This window comes from Pseudomonas sp. HD6515 (assembly GCF_024971855.1).
Taxonomy (GTDB): Bacteria; Pseudomonadota; Gammaproteobacteria; order Pseudomonadales; family Pseudomonadaceae; genus Aquipseudomonas; species Aquipseudomonas alloputida.
The window spans coordinates 4,078,053-4,095,501 of record NZ_CP079827.1 but is presented as its reverse complement, the minus strand read 5'-3'; the positions used below and the strand labels follow the sequence as shown (position 1 = coordinate 4,095,501).

General features: G+C 60.0%; 11 protein-coding genes and 1 pseudogene. 7 read left to right on the top strand and 5 right to left on the bottom strand.

Annotation, left to right across the window (positions count from 1 at the left end; all coding sequences use genetic code 11):
- Positions 1-15: 15 nt before the first annotated feature.
- From KW568_RS18975 to KW568_RS18965, 3 genes are all read right to left on the bottom strand, one after another.
- Positions 16-2,706, bottom strand: coding sequence for an AAA family ATPase (locus KW568_RS18975; RefSeq protein ID WP_259536588.1), 2,691 nt, complete (start codon positions 2,704-2,706; stop codon positions 16-18).
- Positions 2,707-3,255: 549 nt separating this feature from the next.
- Positions 3,256-4,626 (bottom strand): IS1182-like element ISCfr1 family transposase, encoded by a 1,371-nt coding sequence (locus tag KW568_RS18970; RefSeq protein ID WP_065285146.1) that lies wholly within the window; start codon positions 4,624-4,626, stop codon positions 3,256-3,258.
- 126 nt (positions 4,627-4,752) lie between these two features.
- Positions 4,753-5,310, bottom strand: coding sequence for a TetR/AcrR family transcriptional regulator (locus KW568_RS18965; protein ID WP_143237244.1), 558 nt, complete (start codon positions 5,308-5,310; stop codon positions 4,753-4,755).
- 179 nt (positions 5,311-5,489) lie between these two features.
- On the opposite strand from KW568_RS18965, the gene KW568_RS18960 reads away from it, so the two are divergent.
- The 4 genes and pseudogenes from KW568_RS18960 to KW568_RS18945 all read left to right on the top strand — a co-directional run.
- The gene (locus KW568_RS18960; protein WP_034039546.1) at positions 5,490-6,653 is read left to right on the top strand and encodes a multidrug efflux RND transporter periplasmic adaptor subunit TMexC3; all 1,164 of its coding nucleotides are present in this window, start codon (positions 5,490-5,492) and stop codon (positions 6,651-6,653) included.
- A gap of 15 nt (positions 6,654-6,668) precedes the next feature.
- Positions 6,669-9,803 carry a multidrug efflux RND transporter permease subunit TMexD gene (tmexD, locus tag KW568_RS18955; protein WP_088813949.1) on the top strand — a complete coding sequence of 1,045 codons (3,135 nt, stop codon included), beginning with the start codon at positions 6,669-6,671 and terminating at the stop codon, positions 9,801-9,803.
- Positions 9,804-9,807: 4 nt separating this feature from the next.
- Positions 9,808-11,241, top strand: a complete 1,434-nt coding sequence (locus tag KW568_RS18950; protein ID WP_003152694.1) for a multidrug efflux transporter outer membrane subunit TOprJ1 — start codon at positions 9,808-9,810, stop codon at positions 11,239-11,241.
- 429 nt (positions 11,242-11,670) lie between these two features.
- Positions 11,671-12,639 (top strand): annotated as a pseudogene (locus KW568_RS18945) (DUF4113 domain-containing protein); the annotation flags it as partial.
- 54 nt (positions 12,640-12,693) lie between these two features.
- Here the strand turns inward: KW568_RS18945 and KW568_RS18940 are convergent.
- The gene (locus KW568_RS18940; protein WP_004574011.1) at positions 12,694-13,440 is read right to left on the bottom strand and encodes a DUF2971 domain-containing protein; all 747 of its coding nucleotides are present in this window, start codon (positions 13,438-13,440) and stop codon (positions 12,694-12,696) included.
- 300 nt (positions 13,441-13,740) lie between these two features.
- Here KW568_RS18940 and KW568_RS18935 point away from each other — a divergent pair.
- Positions 13,741-14,594, top strand: a protein-coding gene (locus KW568_RS18935; RefSeq protein WP_085983001.1) for an IS5 family transposase whose coding sequence is annotated in 2 segments (ribosomal slippage) — positions 13,741-14,083 and positions 14,083-14,594 — 855 coding nt in all. Because the reading frame shifts where the segments join, the coding sequence is not laid out codon by codon here.
- On the opposite strand, the gene KW568_RS18930 is transcribed toward KW568_RS18935, so the two are convergent.
- Positions 14,591-14,929 carry a hypothetical protein gene (locus KW568_RS18930; RefSeq protein WP_004574014.1) on the bottom strand — a complete coding sequence of 113 codons (339 nt, stop codon included), beginning with the start codon at positions 14,927-14,929 and terminating at the stop codon, positions 14,591-14,593. The genes KW568_RS18935 and KW568_RS18930 overlap by 4 nt on opposite strands.
- 972 nt (positions 14,930-15,901) lie before the next feature.
- On the opposite strand from KW568_RS18930, the gene KW568_RS18925 reads away from it, so the two are divergent.
- Both KW568_RS18925 and KW568_RS18920 read left to right on the top strand, forming a co-directional pair.
- Complete coding sequence (locus KW568_RS18925) at positions 15,902-16,150, top strand: hypothetical protein (RefSeq protein ID WP_157404852.1); 249 nt, start codon at positions 15,902-15,904, stop codon at positions 16,148-16,150.
- Between the two features lie 81 nt (positions 16,151-16,231).
- On the top strand, positions 16,232-17,359 hold the full coding sequence (locus KW568_RS18920) for a reverse transcriptase family protein (RefSeq protein ID WP_033726373.1): 1,128 nt from the start codon (positions 16,232-16,234) through the stop codon (positions 17,357-17,359).
- Positions 17,360-17,449: the final 90 nt, after the last annotated feature.

Genomic DNA, 17,449 nt, shown 5'->3' with positions numbered 1-17,449 from the left:
GCATGAAACGTCGGGCTAGCCGCCGAAGAGCTTCTTGCGTTGCGCGGTCCGCTCCCGGCGTAGATTCTCGTAGGCAGTTCGGCGTTTAGTCGCGTTTTTGATTAATTCCAGGACCTGGGCGATATCGCCGAGCAACTCCTCACGCGCGGGAAGCGGTAGTTGGCGCTCGCCTGGGGTGTCGTGGGCCTCGGTAGCTTCGCAGGCCCGCGCATACACTGCCAGCAACTGCTCCCACTCCTCTGCGGGGTGGCCAATGACAGCACCAAATGCTTCTACGCTCACCACATCGCTGAACGGCTGGACGGTATTGTTCAAAAAAACCTCGCGTATGGCGCGCTCGACAGTGCCTCGGAGGCTTGAGTATCCCGATGCGATTTGCCGCTCAAGCTCATCATCCGGGTCGCTGCCGACCGGAACGTTCAGTGCTTTCGCACGACTTTCGAGATCGGCCAGGCGGGCCTTGGTGTCCATCGTCGTCCACGTCAGCCCCTCGCTCACTAGTCCCGGCGACTCGTCCCAACCGATGGTCTTGTAGCTGGCCGAGCGATCAGCGCGCTGAAGCGCCATCGCGAGCTCGGTCAGGAACACCGCATCATGGGTGAACACCAGCACTTGGCGGGTCTCAGCCAGCGCTACCAAACGCCGAGCTATGGCCCGACGATATACGTGATCCAGCGACGTAGACGGATCGTCGAAAATAACGGTCGAAGTATGTGGCAGGGATTCGAGCTCGGCGAGGAACATAGCCATCCCCAACGCGCGCTGCTCGCCCTCTGACAGCACCTTGGAGGCTTTCGCCGTGATTTCCTGCAGGCGCAGCGTGACCTTGGTCACCCCCAGCTCTGTGCGCCCGCTCAGGTCGGGTTGCACCCGTCGCTTATAGCCCAGGGCTTTCAACTCAGCATTCATAGAAGCGGCCAGAGCCTCGGTCACATGCGTCGCCGCCAGGGACGTCAGTTTGCGTGACACTGCCGCTGGGTTGAGGGCGGCATGGCAGCGGCTCAATGTGGCATGGACCTGACTGTCCTGAACAAAGCGCTCCACCGCGCCAAGCTGGTTGGCGAGGCGTTGTCGGGCTTCTAGCTCTGCCAGTTCTTGGGTCAGCGCCAAGCGTAGAGCGGGATCGGCAGAGGTCCGCAGGGTATTGGCGTCGACTCGGAGCGAAGCAGCTTTGGCGGCGAAGAGACTATCGAGGTTTGCTTCGATAGGAAGCGGTTCTGACTCGGGGGACCAGTTTCCAGTTTGCAGGGCTTGGCTAACCCAAGTATGCCGGGCGGTCCAGACCGATGCCGCTGCGGTGATGGCAGCGTGTAGGTCGGGCAGTCGCTCCTCCACGTCAGCCCGTGTTGGCACATCCAGAACGTTTAGATCGACAGCCTGCACCTTCCCTAGAGCGTTCATGCGCGCAAGCGTGGCGGCTTGCGCATCCGCCGTGGCGCTGTCGGCGACAAATGCCGCGAAACGCCGCATGCGCTCCGAGGCATCCGTTGAATAAGGTTGCTGGCAGAGTACGCAGTAAGCGTCCGGTTCCAGGTGCGGGAAGGGATGTTCAGGGTATGCCGTCTGCTGAGAGAAAGCCTCAGCGGCTCGGTACATCGTTTGCCAGAGTTCAGCTCCTGTGCCTTCCAGCAGCGTGGCGGTGGGTGAGGACGTTACCGGCAACTCCATGGCGTTCAGTGTGTCTCGATCCTGAAGACGCGCTTGCGCCAGTTGCATGGCGAGATGCGCGGTTTTTTCCGTTGTAATCAGTTCCTTTGCCCGTGCTATGGCACGATCATTCACCCAGCGCTGGACTTCCTCGGCTCGACGCTGCGCCTGGTCCAAGCGTGTCGCCAAACGTTCCAAGGCCAGCGCCTGCGGCACAGGATCGCTTTCCAGTAATGTCCGCTTCAGAAACTCCAGTCGCCGGAGTTCATCGTCACCGACCGTCCCTAATCGAGCAAGCACGGCGCGGTCCGAGTCCCCACCTAATTTGGCGATGTAGCGGCCGACTTCGGTGTCACCCTTCAGCGGTTCGAATTGCCGGGTATCCAGAGCCAAGGCATTGCGTTCGGTCCCAATCCGTGCCTGTAAATCACGCTGAAGTAGGACCAGGCGCGTCAGATGAGTGAGTCCGTAGGGCTGAAATGCAGGGGTCCCTTCCGCGTCGATGTAGTCATTGGCACAGGCCGCGTCGTAGACCGAGACCGAACTCAAATGCAAATGGGCCGGCCCGTTCTGGACCCAACGTGCGGTTTCCGGAGTGCCATCCACCAAAATGGCGAAATCTGCTGATGGCGGTCTAGCTGGGGTTGCCGCCCCAAAAGCGTCGGGCAGGACCTCCACCCGATGCCGAGCGTTGCAGGCATTCTTGAAGACGCGGGCGTAGCCGGATTTGCCGGCGCCGTTATGACCAAAGAAAATGGTCATGCCCTCCGGTGCGAGGTCAAAGGCACGACCGGACGGGAAGCCGTTTACCTGGTCTAGCCCCGAGACACCCACCAACCGCACGGTTGCGCCACTTCCGGCGCCTGGTACGTCGTCCAGCGTGAATGGCCGTGCTCCCCCCGTGGTTGCGTCTTCCCGTTCTTGCTCGCGAACCATTCGCAGAATGGTCTCGATGTCATCTTGGGTTAGTTCGGCCCGGGCAAATATCCGGCGCAGTGCTTCCTGCTGCCAGGGTCTGAGTCCGCCGGCCCACCCAATAATCTCGTCCAACAATGGCATATCCGTCTCCTTTCCAGATCCGCCGATTAAAGGCCGCGCCCAGTTGGATGGCAAGTGGCCAGCGCCTTCGAGGTGCTTCGCCGTGTTCCGTTTGCCTGCCTTCCTGACCGCCACCCTAGTGGCTTGTCCGGTCGTGACGCTACACGGGCAGAATTTCTGCATGCTGGCCAGTATCAAGCCGCTCTAAAGTCCGCTACCGGAAAGCGCTGCTTAGCGGTGAGAGACGGGGAAAGTGCGGAAGCTACTACCGACGCAAGCGATGTGGTGAGCAGTCCTCAGGTATGTGCGAAATTGCACTCCTCTTGACCACCAATTTGGGTTGGCGTTGACCACGGATTGCGTTCAACTTGACCAGGGCGTGTCACTGTCACGACCGTCAGAGAACGGCCGATTCTGTTGAAAAAGTAGGTTTAGCGGCGGCCTGCCGATCAGGTGTGCCTGCTGTCGAAGTGACTGCAAGCCACTTCAGGTTGCCTTTCGGCGTTTCGCTGAGCGTCCTTGCTCAGGCCTGAGGGTTAATTTGAAGGTTTCTGCTCTCAGCAGGCGTACCTATCCCGTGAGCGGTGGCCCTTGAGGCAAAAGCTTGGCCATGCGTCGCAGGTTCTGCACCGCCGCCGCCAAAGTGAATTCGTCAGTGGCACCTGTCAGGCCGCGCAGTCGTAAACGATCGAGTTTCATGATCCGTTTGAGGTGGGCGAACAGCATCTCCACCTTCTTTCGTTCGCAGCGAGAGACGAGGTATTCCGGTGTCTTGGCGATGCGCCTGGCCACATCGCGGGCAGCCTCATGGATACTGCGGACGATCTTCCGATTCGGCGTGTTGGGGCAGCATTTCGCTTTCAGCGGACAGGTAGTGCAGTCGGTTTGGCTGGAGCGATAAATGATGGTGTGGGCCTTGGTCACCCGCGATCTTTTCTGGGTGAAGGCGCGCCACTCACTGCGTAGTGGTTTGCCGGCTGGGCAGCGGTATTCATTGGCCTCCTGGTTCCAGTGGAAGTCGTTACTGGAGAGGCTGTCGTCCTTGCGCTCAGTCTTGTCCCACACCGGCACATGCGGCTCGATGTCCTTTTCTTCGACCATCCAGGCCAGCATCGGGGCGGTGCCATAAGCGGTATCGCCGATAAGGCGTTCCGGTGTGAGATCGAACTGAGCTTTGACACGCTCAACCATCGTCCTAGTCGAATCGACTTCGGCGGTACGGTGCGCCGGGGTAGCTTCCACGTCCATGATCACACCGTGCTCAGTGTCGATCAGGTAATTCGTGGAGTAGGCAAAAAAGGCCGGCCCACCTGGCGCTGCTGTCCAACGGGACTGAGGATCTGTGAGCGAAATTTTCTTGGGAAGAGCCTCAGCCAGCGCCTCTTCATCAAGGGCTTCGAGGTACTCGCGCACTGCGCGGCTGCTGAGCTTTGGATCGTTCCAATCGACCTCATCTCCCGCTACCCCACGTTGCCGGCTGGCATCCGCCTTGATGATGCTAGCGTCGACGGCAAAACCTTCGCCCTTGACTAGGCCGGCTGCCATGCAACGCCGCAGCACCTCATTGAACAACCAGCGGAACAGATCGCTGTCACGAAAACGCCCATGGCGATTCTTCGAGAAGGTCGAGTGATTGGGGACTTCGTCTTCCAGACCCAGCCGGCAGAACCAGCGATAGGCCAGGTTCAGGTGCACCTCTTCGCACAATCGCCGCTCGGAACGAATGCCATAGCAGTAGCCGACGACCAGCATGCGCACCATCAATTCCGGGTCAATCGAGGGGCGTCCGATGGGACTATAGAAGTCCGCCAGGTAGGCGCGCAGATCACTAAGATCCAGGCACTGGTCGATGCTGCGCAGGAGGTGTTGAGCCGGGACGTGATCTTCTAGGTTGAACGAGTAGAACAGGCGCTGCTGTCCTCCCGGTAACTGCCCCATCATGCTGTTCGCCCCCACGCTCGCTGACAGAGCAATTTTGCCAACGGTATGGAGAGGCCGCTACTTTTTCAACAGAATCGGCCAAAAACGGACACCGCCAACCCGAAAAAAACTGAGCGTTGCTTTCCGTTAAGTTTGGTAGTTGCAAGCCCCGTTCAGGAAGAATTGCTCGATCAACGCCGCCATACCTGCGCGTGCGATACGGCCGCGGCGCTCGGCGTCTACCAGGCCGAAGATCAAGGAGGAGAAGATTTCGGTAAGCGCCGGGGCACCGATATCGATACGGAATACGCCCAGTTTTTGCCCGCGTAGAAAGAACTCGTCCAGCGTTTCTGAGTAAGGCAGCCATCGGCAGCCGCCTGCATCTAAATCAAACGTGTCCGGGCGCCACTGAAATGAGAGGAAAACCAACAACTCCCTGTGAGTCAAATGGCCTTCGATCAGGCGATGCAATGCGTCCAAGGGCGCCGACTCAAGATCGGCATCGGCAATGACCCGATAAATAACCACCGAACCATGATCCAGAAGCATCTCGATCAGGTTGTCGCGGGCGCCGCAAAACCTGTTTAGCGTCGCCTTGCTGACTCCCGCTGCCTGGGCTATTTCTTTGAACGTGGCTCGCGGGTGGTCAACGATGGCGATCGCCAGGGCCTTCAGCAATTTCTCATCGGCAGCAGTTAAATCCATCGGTCACTCTTTATCTATCGCAGGCAGATGCGGGTATTTTGCCTAGAACACTCATTTTTCTCAAAGAGGATACTAGCTTTGTTCACATCAAAATAAAATGAGTCAATATTGACTCATTTGATTTTGATGTGCATCATGCGCGGCTTCGACTACGTACTGGCTTCGTGCTTGGGTGAGATATGAACAAATTTCGCGAGTGGATCACTTTTTCCGTGATCTCCTGTTTGGTCGCCGTGACCCTGGTTGGCTGCGACAAGCCCGAAGAGCAAGGGGAGGAGGCGCCGGCGCGTGAAGTCGATGTGCTCAGCGTGCAGACCGAGCCCTTCACCGTGGTTGCCGAGCTACCAGGACGCATCGAGCCGGTGCGTGTCGCCGAGGTGCGCGCGCGGGTGGCGGGGATCGTGCTCAAGCGCACCTTTGAGGAAGGGGCCGACGTGAAGGCCGGCGACGTGCTGTTCCAGATCGACCCTGCGCCGTTCAAAGCGGCCCTGTCGCGGGCGCAGGGTGAACTGGCCCGCGCCGAGGCGCAGTTGTTCCAGGCCCAGGCGATGGTTCGCCGATACGAGCCGCTGGTGAAGATCAACGCCGTCAGCCAGCAGGATTTCGACAACGCCAAGGCCGCTCTGCAGAGTGCCCAGGCCGACAAGCGATCGGCCCAGGCCAATGTCGAAACCGCCCGCCTGGACCTGGGCTATGCCGAGGTTCGCGCACCCATTGCCGGACGCATCGGCCGAGCCCAGGTCACCGAAGGGGCGCTGGTAGGCCAGGGTGAGGCGACTCTGCTAGCGCGTATCCAGCAACTTGATCCGGTGTACGCCGACTTCACCCAGCCGGCTGCCGACGCCCTGCGCCTGCGCGCGGCCATCGCCGAGGGCAAGGTTGCCGGCGCTAGCGACCAGCCGTTGTCGCTGCGCGTCGATGGTACCGATATCGAGAGCAAGGGCACGCTGCTGTTCACTGATATCTCGGTGGATCGCAGCACCGGGCAAATCGCCCTGCGAGGGCAGTTCGACAACCCCGAGGGCGTGTTGCTGCCGGGTATGTACGTGCGTGTGCGCACGCCGCAGGGGCTCAACCAGAACGCCATCCTGGTGCCGCAACGTGCCGTGCAGCGTTCGGCTGACGGCCAGGCCAGCGTGATGCTGCTGGGCGAGGGCGATACCGTCGAGGTGCGCCAGGTCACTACTGGCGCCATGCAAGGCTCGCGCTGGCAGATCAGCGAGGGCCTGCAGGCCGGCGACAAGGTGATCACCAGCTCGCTGGCGGCTATCCGTCCGGGCGCCAAGGTCATCCCACGCGAGCAAGGCGCCGCCGAAAAAGCTCCACAGTCCCAGGCCCAGTAAGCCGGAGAACCATTCATGCCCCTGTTTTTCATCCGACGCCCCAATTTTGCCTGGGTAGTCGCCCTGTTCATCTCGCTAGGTGGCCTGCTGGTCATTCCGTTCCTGCCGGTGGCACAGTACCCCAACGTGGCGCCGCCGCAGATTACCGTGACCGCCACCTATCCCGGCGCCTCGGCGCAGGAGCTGACCGACTCGGTGACCAGCGTCATCGAGGAAGAACTCAACGGCGCCAAGAACCTGCTGTACTTCGAGTCCACCAGCAACGCCAACGGCATAGCCGAGATCACCGTCACCTTCCAGCCGGGGACCGACCCCGAACTGGCCCAGGTCGACGTGCAGAACCGTCTGAAGAAGGCCGAGGCGCGCATGCCGCAGGCCGTGCTGACCCTCGGCATCCAGACCGAGCAGGCCACCGCCGGCTTCCTGCTGATCTATGCGCTGAGCTACACCGATGGCGACAAGGACTCCGATGTCACGGCGCTGGCCGACTACGCGGCGCGCAGTATCAACAACGAAATCCGCCGGGTACCCGGTGTCGGCAAACTGCAGTTCTTCGCCTCCGAGGCGGCCATGCGCGTGTGGATCGATCCGCAGAAGCTGGTTGGCTACGGCCTGTCCATTGATGACGTGAACAACGCCATCCGCGCGCAGAACGTGCAGGTGCCGGCCGGTGCCTTCGGCAGCACGCCGGGTTCCAGCGAGCAGGAGCTGACGGCGACCCTGGCGGTCAAGGGCACCCTGGACAACCCGCAGGAATTCGCCGCCATCGTGCTGCGTGCCAACCAGGACGGCTCGCGCCTGACCCTGGGCGACGTGGCACGCATCGAGGTCGGCAGCCAGGACTACAACTTCGGCTCGCGCCAGGACGGCAAGCCCGCCGTTGCCGCCGCCGTGCAGCTGTCGCCCGGTGCCAACGCGATCCAGACCGCCGAGGCGGTCAAGCAGCGTCTGACCGAGCTGTCGGCCAACTTCCCGGACAACGTCGAGTTCTCCGTGCCGTACGACACCTCGCGCTTCGTCGACGTGGCCATCGACAAGGTCATCATGACCCTCATCGAGGCCATGGTGCTGGTGTTCCTGGTGATGTTCCTGTTCCTGCAGAACGTGCGCTACACCCTGATCCCGTCCATCGTCGTGCCGGTGTGTCTGCTTGGTACCCTGACCTTCATGTACCTGCTGGGCTTCTCGGTGAACATGATGACCATGTTCGGCATGGTGCTGGCCATCGGCATCTTGGTGGACGACGCCATCGTGGTGGTGGAGAACGTCGAGCGGATCATGGCCGAGGAAGGCCTGGCGCCGGTGCCGGCGACCATCAAGGCGATGGGGCAGGTGTCCGGGGCGATCATCGGTATCACCCTGGTTCTGTCGGCGGTGTTCCTGCCGCTGGCCTTCATGGCGGGTTCGGTGGGGGTGATCTACCAGCAGTTCTCGCTGTCGCTGGCGGTGTCGATTCTGTTCTCGGGCTTTCTCGCGCTGACCTTCACCCCGGCGCTGTGCGCCACGCTGCTCAAGCCGATTCCTGTAGGCCATCACGAGAAGACTGGCTTCTTCGGCTGGTTCAACCGCAAGTTCACCAGCCTGACCAGCCGCTACACGAAGCTCAACGACAAGCTGGTGCCGCGAGCCGGGAGGGTGATGTTCATCTACCTGGGCGTGGTGGTGCTGATGGGCTTTCTCTACATGCGCCTGCCGGAATCCTTCGTGCCGGTGGAAGACCAGGGTTACATGATCGTCGACATCCAGCTGCCGCCCGGCGCCACCCGTGAGCGTACCTCGGCCGCTGGTGGAGAGCTGGAGTCATTTCTGATGGCCCGCGAGGCCGTGCAGACGACCTTCCTGGTGCTTGGCTTCAGCTTCTCCGGCATGGGCGAGAACGCGGCCATTGCCTTCCCGCTGCTCAAGGACTGGTCTGAGCGTGATTCTTCGCAGTCGCCGGAAGCCGAGTCGGTTGCGGTCAACGAGCACTTCGCCAACCTCGATGACGGCGCAATCATGTCGGTACCACCACCGCCGATTGAAGGCCTTGGTAACTCCGGTGGCTTCGCCCTGCGCCTGCAGGACCGCGCCGGTCTCGGCCGCGATGCCCTGTTGGCAGCGCGCGATGAAGTGCTGGGCAAGGTCAACGGCAATCCGAAGTTCCTCTACGCCATGATGGAAGGTCTGGCCGAGGCGCCGCAGCTGCGCCTGGTGATCGACCGTGAGCAGGCCCGCACGCTGGGTGTCAGCTTCGAAGCGATCAGCAGCGCGCTGTCCACTGCGTTCGGCTCGTCGGTGATCAACGACTTCGCCAACGCCGGCCGCCAGCAGCGCGTGGTGGTACAGGCCGAACAGGCCGAGCGCATGACGCCGGAAAGCGTCCTGCGCCTGCATGTGCCCAACGACAGCGGCAGCCTGGTACCGCTGAGTGCTTTCGTCACCACGAGCTGGGAGGAAGGCCCGGTGCAGGTCGCGCGTTACAACGGTTACCCGTCGATCCGCATTGCCGGTGACGCCGCGCCCGGCGTGAGCACTGGCGAGGCGATGCTCGAACTGGAGCGCATCGCTGCCGAGCTGCCCGAAGGTATCGGCTACGAGTGGACCGGGCTTTCGTATCAGGAGCGGGTCGCCAGCGGCCAGGCGACGATGCTGTTCGCGCTGGCCATCACCGTGGTGTTCCTGCTGCTGGTGGCGCTCTACGAGAGCTGGGCGATCCCGCTGACGGTGATGCTGATCGTGCCGGTCGGCGCACTCGGCGCGGTACTGGCGGTGACTGCCATCGGCCTGCCCAACGACGTGTACTTCAAGGTCGGCCTGATCACCGTGATCGGCCTGGCGGCGAAGAACGCCATTCTCATCGTCGAGTTCGCCAAGGACCTGTGGGAAGACGGCTACTCGCTGCGCGATGCCGCTGTCGAAGCCGCGCGCCTGCGTTTCCGCCCGATCATCATGACCTCCATGGCGTTCATGCTCGGCGTGGTGCCGCTGGCCATCGCCACTGGCGCCGGCGCTGCGAGCCAGCGCGCACTGGGCACCGGGGTGCTGGGCGGGATGCTCAGCGCGACCATGCTCGGGGTGATCTTCGTGCCGATCTTCTTCGTCTGGGTGCTGTCGCTGCTGCGCACCAAACCTCAGCAAACCGACAACCATCCCCTGCATAAAGCGGAGTAATGCGATGACCTCTCACTTCATGCTCCGTCGCGCTCTGCTGCCCCTGGCCATCGCCGCCCTGGCGGGGTGTTCGCTGGCCCCGACCTACGAGCGCCCGCAGGCACCGGTCGCGTCGCACTGGCAAGCCGCCGACGCGGAGGGCGCCCGTGCCCAGGCGCTGGACTGGCAGACCTTCATCGTCGATGCCGACTTGCGCCGCGCGGTGGATACGGCGCTGAGCAACAACCGCAGCCTGCGCCAGGCGCTGCTGGATATCGAAGCTGCGCGTGCCCAGTACCGCATCCAGCGTGCTGATCGCCTGCCTTCGATCAACGCCAATGCCAGCGGCAACCGCCAGCGCCTGCCTGCCGATCTGTCGCAGACCGGGCGCTCGGAAGTGACCAGCAACTATCAGGTCGGCCTCGGCCTCGCGGAGTACGAAGTCGACCTGTTCGGCCGCGTGCGCAACCTCTCCGAGGCCGCGCTGGAGACCTACCTGGCGACCGAGGAGGCGACCCGTGCCACGCAGATCAGCCTGGTTGCCGAGGTCATCCAGGCCTACCTGACCCGCGATGGTGCGCTACGCCGCATGGCCCTGGTCGAACAAACCCTGGACAGCCGCATGGCCTCGCTGGAGCTGGTCAGCCAGCGCCGTGCAGCGGGGGCCGCCACCGCCCTGGATTACCAGGAAGCGGTCGGCCTTGCCGAACAGGCTAGGGCCGAGCGCGAGAGCACCGAACGCCAGTTACGCCAGGCGGACAACGCCCTGGTCCTGTTGCTCGGCACGCCAGATGCCGCTCGCCTGCTGCCCGCGACGCCCCGCGACGACCTGATGGTGCTGCAGGACATCGCCCCCGGCACCAGCTCGGAACTGATCGAACGGCGCCCGGACATTCTCGCCAGCGAGCACCGCCTCAAGGCGCGCAATGCCGATATCGGTGCAGCTCGCGCCGCGTTCTTTCCCCGGATCAGCCTGACCGGTTCGGTGGGCAGCTCCAGTGCCGAGTTGTCCGGATTGTTCGATGGCGGCTCGCGGGCCTGGAGCTTTGCCCCGACGCTGTCGCTGCCGATCTTCGCCGGTGGCCGCAACCGCGCCAACCTGGACCTCGCCGAAGTGCGCCAGGACGCGGCGGTGGCCGACTACGAAGGCACCATCCAGACCGCCTTCCGCGAAGTGGCCGATGCCCTGGCCGCCACCGACACCCTGCGCCGCGAGGAGGCTGCCCGCCAGGCTCTGGCCGGTTCCAGCGAGGCTGCGATGGCCCTGGCTAAGGCGCGTTACGAGGGCGGCGTGGACGACTACCTGCGTTATCTTGACGCCCAGCGCAGCACCTTTAGCAACCAGACCACACTAATTCAAATCAGCACGGAACGGCAGATTGCGCTGGTTGACCTGTTCAGGTCTCTGGGCGGTGGCTGGGGCCAAACTGAACCGATGGCCGGGATCGGCGCTGAGTGAGCAAAGCCAGGAGTCCTGCATCCGAAGACCGGACTCTGGCTCCATCACCGGTGAGCTACTGGTCATCGACGGGGCAATCGTCTGATCGAGAATAAGACTGTCTGACGACTGGCAGGCCTATGGATTATTGGTGGCAGCAGCTAACGGCTCTATAAAGAGCTGCAAAAAATCACTGTAACGCATGATTGACTGACTGCTTCTGGCCGGTTTCTGCCTGTTGCGTCTCTGCTGCCCACTGGCCAAGTCGGATGCACGCGGTGGTCAGTACCAATGCAATTGACTGGTCAAATGGGTGCAATTGCGCAGGTATGGACTTCAAGCCCCAATTTCCTGGAAAAGAGGTTCTTTCTATGGACATCCGACATCAGAGATTGAGTAGCGGAATGTCTGAGCTGAAGTCATGTCCATGGCTGTTCTTCTTTCCTTTAGATTGACGAAGCCTTTGCCGAGCTCACGGGCATGCCCGGCGACCTTGAGCGCCTGGGCCGACAGATCCGTGCCGAGGTTTATCGGCGGACAGGTATACCGGTCGGTGTCGGTATCGCCTCAACCAAGACCTTGGCGAAGCTGGCCAACCACGCTGCAAAAAAATGGCAGAGCCATACAGGTGGCGTCGTCGACCTGCGCGATGAGGTGAAGCGCAACTGGGTGCTCAAGAAGTGCGATGCGTCGGACGTCTGGGGAGTTGGCCGGCGCATGACGGCGCACCTGGCGGCTATGGATATACGAACTGCGTGGGAGCTTGCGCATGCTGACGCCTGGGCGCTCCGGGAGCAGTTCAGTGTGGTGATCGAGAAGACTGCCAGGGAACTAGGCGGCACCATATGCCTCGAACTGGACGAGCCCGACCCACCCAAAAAGGAGATCTGCTGCAGCCGCATGTTCGGTACCCGACTGACCGAGCTGGCTCCGATCAAAGAGGCGGTGGCCACCTACACTTCTAGGGCTGCCGAGAAGCTCCGTGCCCAGCAGTCGCTCTGCAAACGGCTACGGGTGAGCATTCGCACGGGGATGTTCAATCCGGACGAGGCGAAATACGCCAACGGCGTCCTGGTCGAGCTGCCATACCCAACAGACGACACGCGTTTGCTGGCAAAGGCAGCGCAGGAAGGCGTGGAGCGGGTATTCAGGGAAGGCTTCCGCTACAGCAAGGCGGAGGTGCTGCTCCTCGACCTCAGCCAGTCAAACGAGATTACCGGTGACCTGTTCGCGGCGGCACAGCCGGTGGCGAGTGAAAAGCTGATGGGTGTGCTCGATGCGGTGAACGGCAGGTGGGGTAGGGGGACGATGCGGTTGGCAAGCGTACCGGTCGATCCAAGCTGGGGTATGCGTCGGGAGATGATGAGCCAGAGATTCACGACGCGGGTTGATGAGCTATGGACGGTTTACTGCAAATAAGGCGGTAGCACCTGAGCAAGGCCAGGGATTCCATTTCCCTGGCCCTAAGCAACCTTATCGGTTGTCTTCAGTTACGTACGGACGGAAACCGAGTCCAAAGAAGTTATCAAGGAGGAACGCCTCCCGGAATTCGATTCCGGGTGTAAGGCGAAGAATTTCGTAGACATCTCGCTTATCGGCATCAGGCATGCGCGCGCCGAAGATGATGGCGGAGACGGGTGCTGGAGCTTGATAAAGCTTCCCGCCAACATCCATGATTGCTCGCCATTCCTTCTCGTAGCTCCATTGCTTGGCCTTGGTGAACAGGCAGGCATCCAAAAAGGTCTCCGTGGCGCCGGCAGGCAGGTTTTTCACGGACAGTGACGGGTATACATCGGTGTACTTCACCGGTCTGGCCATGGTTTTCAGCGGGGAGGTTTCATCGATTTTGTACTCAATGCAGAAGCCCTTGTGGTTCTCGGCGTAGTGAGACCACATCAGAATTTCATCGGGTGCCTCGCTGAGGCAGAGCACGCCAATGTTCTGCATGAGCGCGCCGAGTCCGTCGCGAAGCCGCTCATAGGCGAGCTCATCCTCCTCGCTCGGCACCTTCAGTGAGTCCTCCACCACAGCATTTTGTGTGGCTTTCTCGACCGCGTGGGCTACGGACTCTGCCAGCTTGCTGCGGTCGAGGTTGATGGCGCAGTCAAACGGATCATTGAAGGAGGCCGGGGTGGACAGCCAGACTTTTTTGTCGGCCAAGGACTGCAGCGAGTACCGCGTGACGCTTTGGTATTTGTACAGGTGGGAAGGTGTGGTCATGGTGTCCTGGTTCACTAGGCAGATGGTGTGTCGCTTGCTTGGCGGGTGGATTTGCTGCGCAACATCAGACTTTAGCCCGGAAGCCAAGCCTGAAGCTATCTACCTCTGGACTTCTGAGCCCGCATCCCGGTTGCTCAACGGCTGGAAGTCGCCGCTCGGTCGGCAAGCTCTGGCTTCATGATGGCGCGAATGTAGTACAGCAAGCTGCTCACGTCATGTAGCTTTCTGACGAACTCCTCTAGGTTTTGTACGAAAAGTCGTTGTGGCTAAAATTGCCGCCATGACCGGTTGGAGGCCCGTATGGCAAGGCGTTACGAACTTTCTGATGCGTCATGGGAGCTGATCAAGGATTTGGTTTCTCCAGAACAGAAAATGGGCCGTCCTCGCAACGATGATCGTCAGGTTCTCCACGGAATTCTGTGGATCCTGTGCTCGGGCGCTCCCTGGCGCGACCTGCCTGAACGCTTTGGGCCTTGGTCAACGGTGTATCAGCGTTTTCGTGACTGGCGCGACGACGGCACATTCGAGCGAGTACTGGAGCGTCTGCATATTCGGCTGAACCGGGAAGGACTGATCGACTTGGACACCTGGATGATCGACTCCACCGCAGTACGAGCAACCCGAGCCTCTTCAGGCGCCGGGAAAAAGGGGGGCCTGAAGAACCGTTAGACCATGCCTTCGGGCGCAGTCGAGGCGGTCTGACCACCAAGATTCACATGGTGTGCGATGCCAATGGCGTGCCATTGCATTTCAGGCTTTCACCAGGACAAGCCAGTGATGTCTCCCACGCTCAGCCGCTGCTGGATGCTGTAAGAATTGCTGGCAAGCCAGGACGACCGCGTAAACGTAGCCGGTGGTTGCTGGCTGACAAGGGATACGATGCCGAGCACCTGCGCCAGTACTGCGACCGTTACCGAATGCAGCCGGTAATCCCATTGCGCGCTATGCCGCGCAAACCTCGACCTGGCTTGCCCCGACTGTTTGACCGGCCCAAATACCGGCAACGGAACATCATTGAGCGGATGTTTGGCTGGCTGAAAGAAAATCGCAGGATCGGCACTCGCTATGACAAGCTGGCCAAGAGCTTTGCAGCCATGGTCACCTTGGCCTGCAGCCTACGTTGCATGCGGCAATACTTTTCGTACAAAGTCTAGTATCTCGTTGGTGACCTCAAAATAGCGATTTTTTCGTGCCCCAGCCGACGGTGCAGAATTTGCTGCCTGGCCCGGTCGGCGATCGGGTAGGCATGCATGATGTCCGATCGCCGGGTGTCCAGCGCCTGGAACATGTCAGCGGCCGCGCGGCCAATAGGCCCGGCATCTGGCTTTGTGGCTTTGGCTTTCTTTACGCACTTGCGAAATTCGCTGAGGATCTCGCCGCCCGTTCTTGCTTGAAGTGCAGTACGGTTCTCGAGCGGAACCATATGATGAGCAAGCTCGGCCATTAAGCTGCTGAGGAAGGCAAAGTCATACAGTGCCAACGCAGACATTGACCCTCAAGGTTCGGCGTGCGTGTTGACCGCTCTCTGGCAGAATGCGAAGCAGCCTGTTCGTTGTCTCTGGAGAAAACCTGTGCTGACAGTCTCGGCGCTAATGATACTGGCCCAACAGGCATCTCAAGATCTGATACGTTGGTCGGGCTTCGTCGCGCAGACAGAATTCGCCTGGCAAAACCCAAACCTGGTTTCAGACACGGAAGGATGGCAGACCCCCTGGTTTGAGATGGAGGTTCTCAATGGCCTCGCATTAGCCGAGTGGGAGGAGGACGGATCCCCATGAGACTGGTCATACCGTTGGCGTGAGGGGTACCAACATGATGCACGAGGGTTGATAACGGATCTGCTTCAATTGCTAGTTGCGCCTGACGCACCGAGTAGTCGGATACTCCGTTAGGTTGCTGCTTGGGCAGGCAGGCGAAGCTACAGGCAAAAGAAAGCCCGCTGCTAGGCGGGCAAGATCTATCACACGTAGGGATAGCTAGAGACTGCCTGAGCTGGAGTGAAAATTAAGTGAAATCAGGGGAGGCGGGATCAGCAGAACTATCGTGTTGCCTTTTTACTCAATGACATAGTCAGCAACAAAAGGTGCTTGATACCGCTTTGCTTCTTAGGTGAAGATAGTGGTAGCTGGGCGACTCGCCCAGGTGCTCTTTAAACACGATTGAAAAAATTCGGGCTTGCAGTTGATGGTCAGGAAACTGACCGGCCTTGGTGTTCTCCACGGCTATCTTCGGCGTGCGGTCGCTGTCCCTAAGCTGCTTGGTTCGTAGTGCTGAGATGCCCCAATGGTGTCCCATGTGTTTCGACCTAAGCGGCTAAGCGAAGTGATGGAGTTGTGCGGCGGACGGCTTATCAAGGGACTTGATAAGCGGAACTGTAGTTTGTAGTGGCATCTTCAGCGTTCCTTTCGGCCCGGAATGTCTAGCGGCGGGGCAAGTGCCAAGTCGATAGGAATCATCAATCGTGAAAATTTTAAAGTCACTGGCGCGTAAACCACGCCAGGAAATGCACAGCAATGAAGATGCTCGCGTCACCCAAGTCGCTTCATCTCAGCTGCCACCTCCAAGTAAATGGGAGCGTTTGAAGTCTCTGGTTGCAAGGTTGACCAAGATGTTGAGGCGTATCCCGTACTATGTGTGGCTCTGGGAAAAAGGCGTGCAAGGATACGAGTTTTTGAAGGAGCATGTCGTATCGCTCCTTGAGGAAATCTAATGACGCAACAAACTACACCATTCGATTTCTTGGAATGGCTGGCTCACACGAGGAGCCAGCCATTTACTGATGAGGCTGGCGATGGAAGCTCCCCTTTACCCTCATCGCCCTATCTACAGCCTAAAAGCACTCTCTCTTGCGCTTGCTGAGCCAGAAGCTCTCCTTGTTGCCATTGCCAAACGAGGCTCCAACCTTTATCGGTATGTCCCTCAGAAAAAAAGAGATGGTTCACCGAGAGATACCTTTGATGCATACGAGCCATTGAAGGGGATCCAACGTAAAATCGTTGATCGTATTTTAACCAAAGTGAAATACCCGGCCTACCTTCATGGTGGCATTCGAGACACTGTGCAACCGCGTAGCATTTACTCCAATGCACGGTCTCATGCAGGCTCTAAATCTATCATTCTGCAGGACATCAAAAACTTCTTCCCTTCGATCACTACGGCACACGTGGAAGAAATTTTTTCCGGTCTATTTGGGTTCTCTAACGAGGTCTCATCCCTGCTGGCAGCGTTGACTACCCGTGCTGGGCAGGTACCTCAAGGGGCCAGTACAAGTAGCTATCTTGCCAACCTGGTCTTCTGGGATGTAGAGCCAGCATTGGTGAAGCAACTGAAGTCAGAAGGTCTTGCGTACTCCCGATTTGCGGATGACATCACTGTCTCGAGCAAATCTGAGATTCCTCCCGACGCCAAGAGCCGAGTTATTTCCGCAGTCACGTGGATGCTGAGTCAGAAGGGCTGCCTGCAGAAGCGCAGCAAGCTGCATATCCGTCGTCGCGGTCAATCTCTCCTACAGGTAAAGGAACCGGGAGCTGTAACCGTGACCGGGCTGACTGTCGACAAGCTCAAACCGGGTCTTCCAAAAGACGAGCGCAGACTGATACGCGCTATGGTAAAGCGGATTGAAATTCAGGCTGCCGCAGAGCCTGGCCCACTTTCAATCGACCTTGAGCGTGAGGTTCGCAGGCTAATGGGAAAAGTCGGTAGGCTCATAGCTTGTGGTCACCCGGACGGCTTGCGGTTCAAGGCTCGACTTCGCGCTTTGCTGGTGCGCCTTCCTGTTCTTGAGCGCTACGCTGAGGCCTCACCTGACAATGAAATTGGAGCCGTAGCGAGAGAGAGTGCTGATCAGGATTCACCGGAATATGGAGGTGTGGTCATACCTCCTTGGGACATCGATGTTCCATCCGCTCATGGAGTTTGACGGGCATTCTCAACGCGGGACAGCCGCCTTACGGTTTGTATCCGGCGTTCCGTTTCGACGCCATGGCTCAGGGCTGATAGCGCAGGTGGG

Bases quoted from the DNA above. Each gene is read 5' to 3' on its own strand.
- KW568_RS18950 (WP_003152694.1), top strand. From the start codon at position 9,808: ATGACCTCTCACTTCATGCTCCGTCGCGCTCTGCTGCCCCTGGCCATC.
- KW568_RS18920 (WP_033726373.1), top strand. From the start codon at position 16,232: ATGGAAGCTCCCCTTTACCCTCATCGCCCTATCTACAGCCTAAAAGCA.
- KW568_RS18960 (WP_034039546.1), top strand. From the start codon at position 5,490: ATGAACAAATTTCGCGAGTGGATCACTTTTTCCGTGATCTCCTGTTTG.
- KW568_RS18965 (WP_143237244.1), bottom strand. From the start codon at position 5,310: ATGGATTTAACTGCTGCCGATGAGAAATTGCTGAAGGCCCTGGCGATC.
- KW568_RS18940 (WP_004574011.1), bottom strand. From the start codon at position 13,440: ATGACCACACCTTCCCACCTGTACAAATACCAAAGCGTCACGCGGTAC.
- KW568_RS18930 (WP_004574014.1), bottom strand. From the start codon at position 14,929: ATGTCTGCGTTGGCACTGTATGACTTTGCCTTCCTCAGCAGCTTAATG.
- tmexD (WP_088813949.1), top strand. From the start codon at position 6,669: ATGCCCCTGTTTTTCATCCGACGCCCCAATTTTGCCTGGGTAGTCGCC.
- KW568_RS18975 (WP_259536588.1), bottom strand. From the start codon at position 2,706: ATGCCATTGTTGGACGAGATTATTGGGTGGGCCGGCGGACTCAGACCC.
- KW568_RS18970 (WP_065285146.1), bottom strand. From the start codon at position 4,626: ATGATGGGGCAGTTACCGGGAGGACAGCAGCGCCTGTTCTACTCGTTC.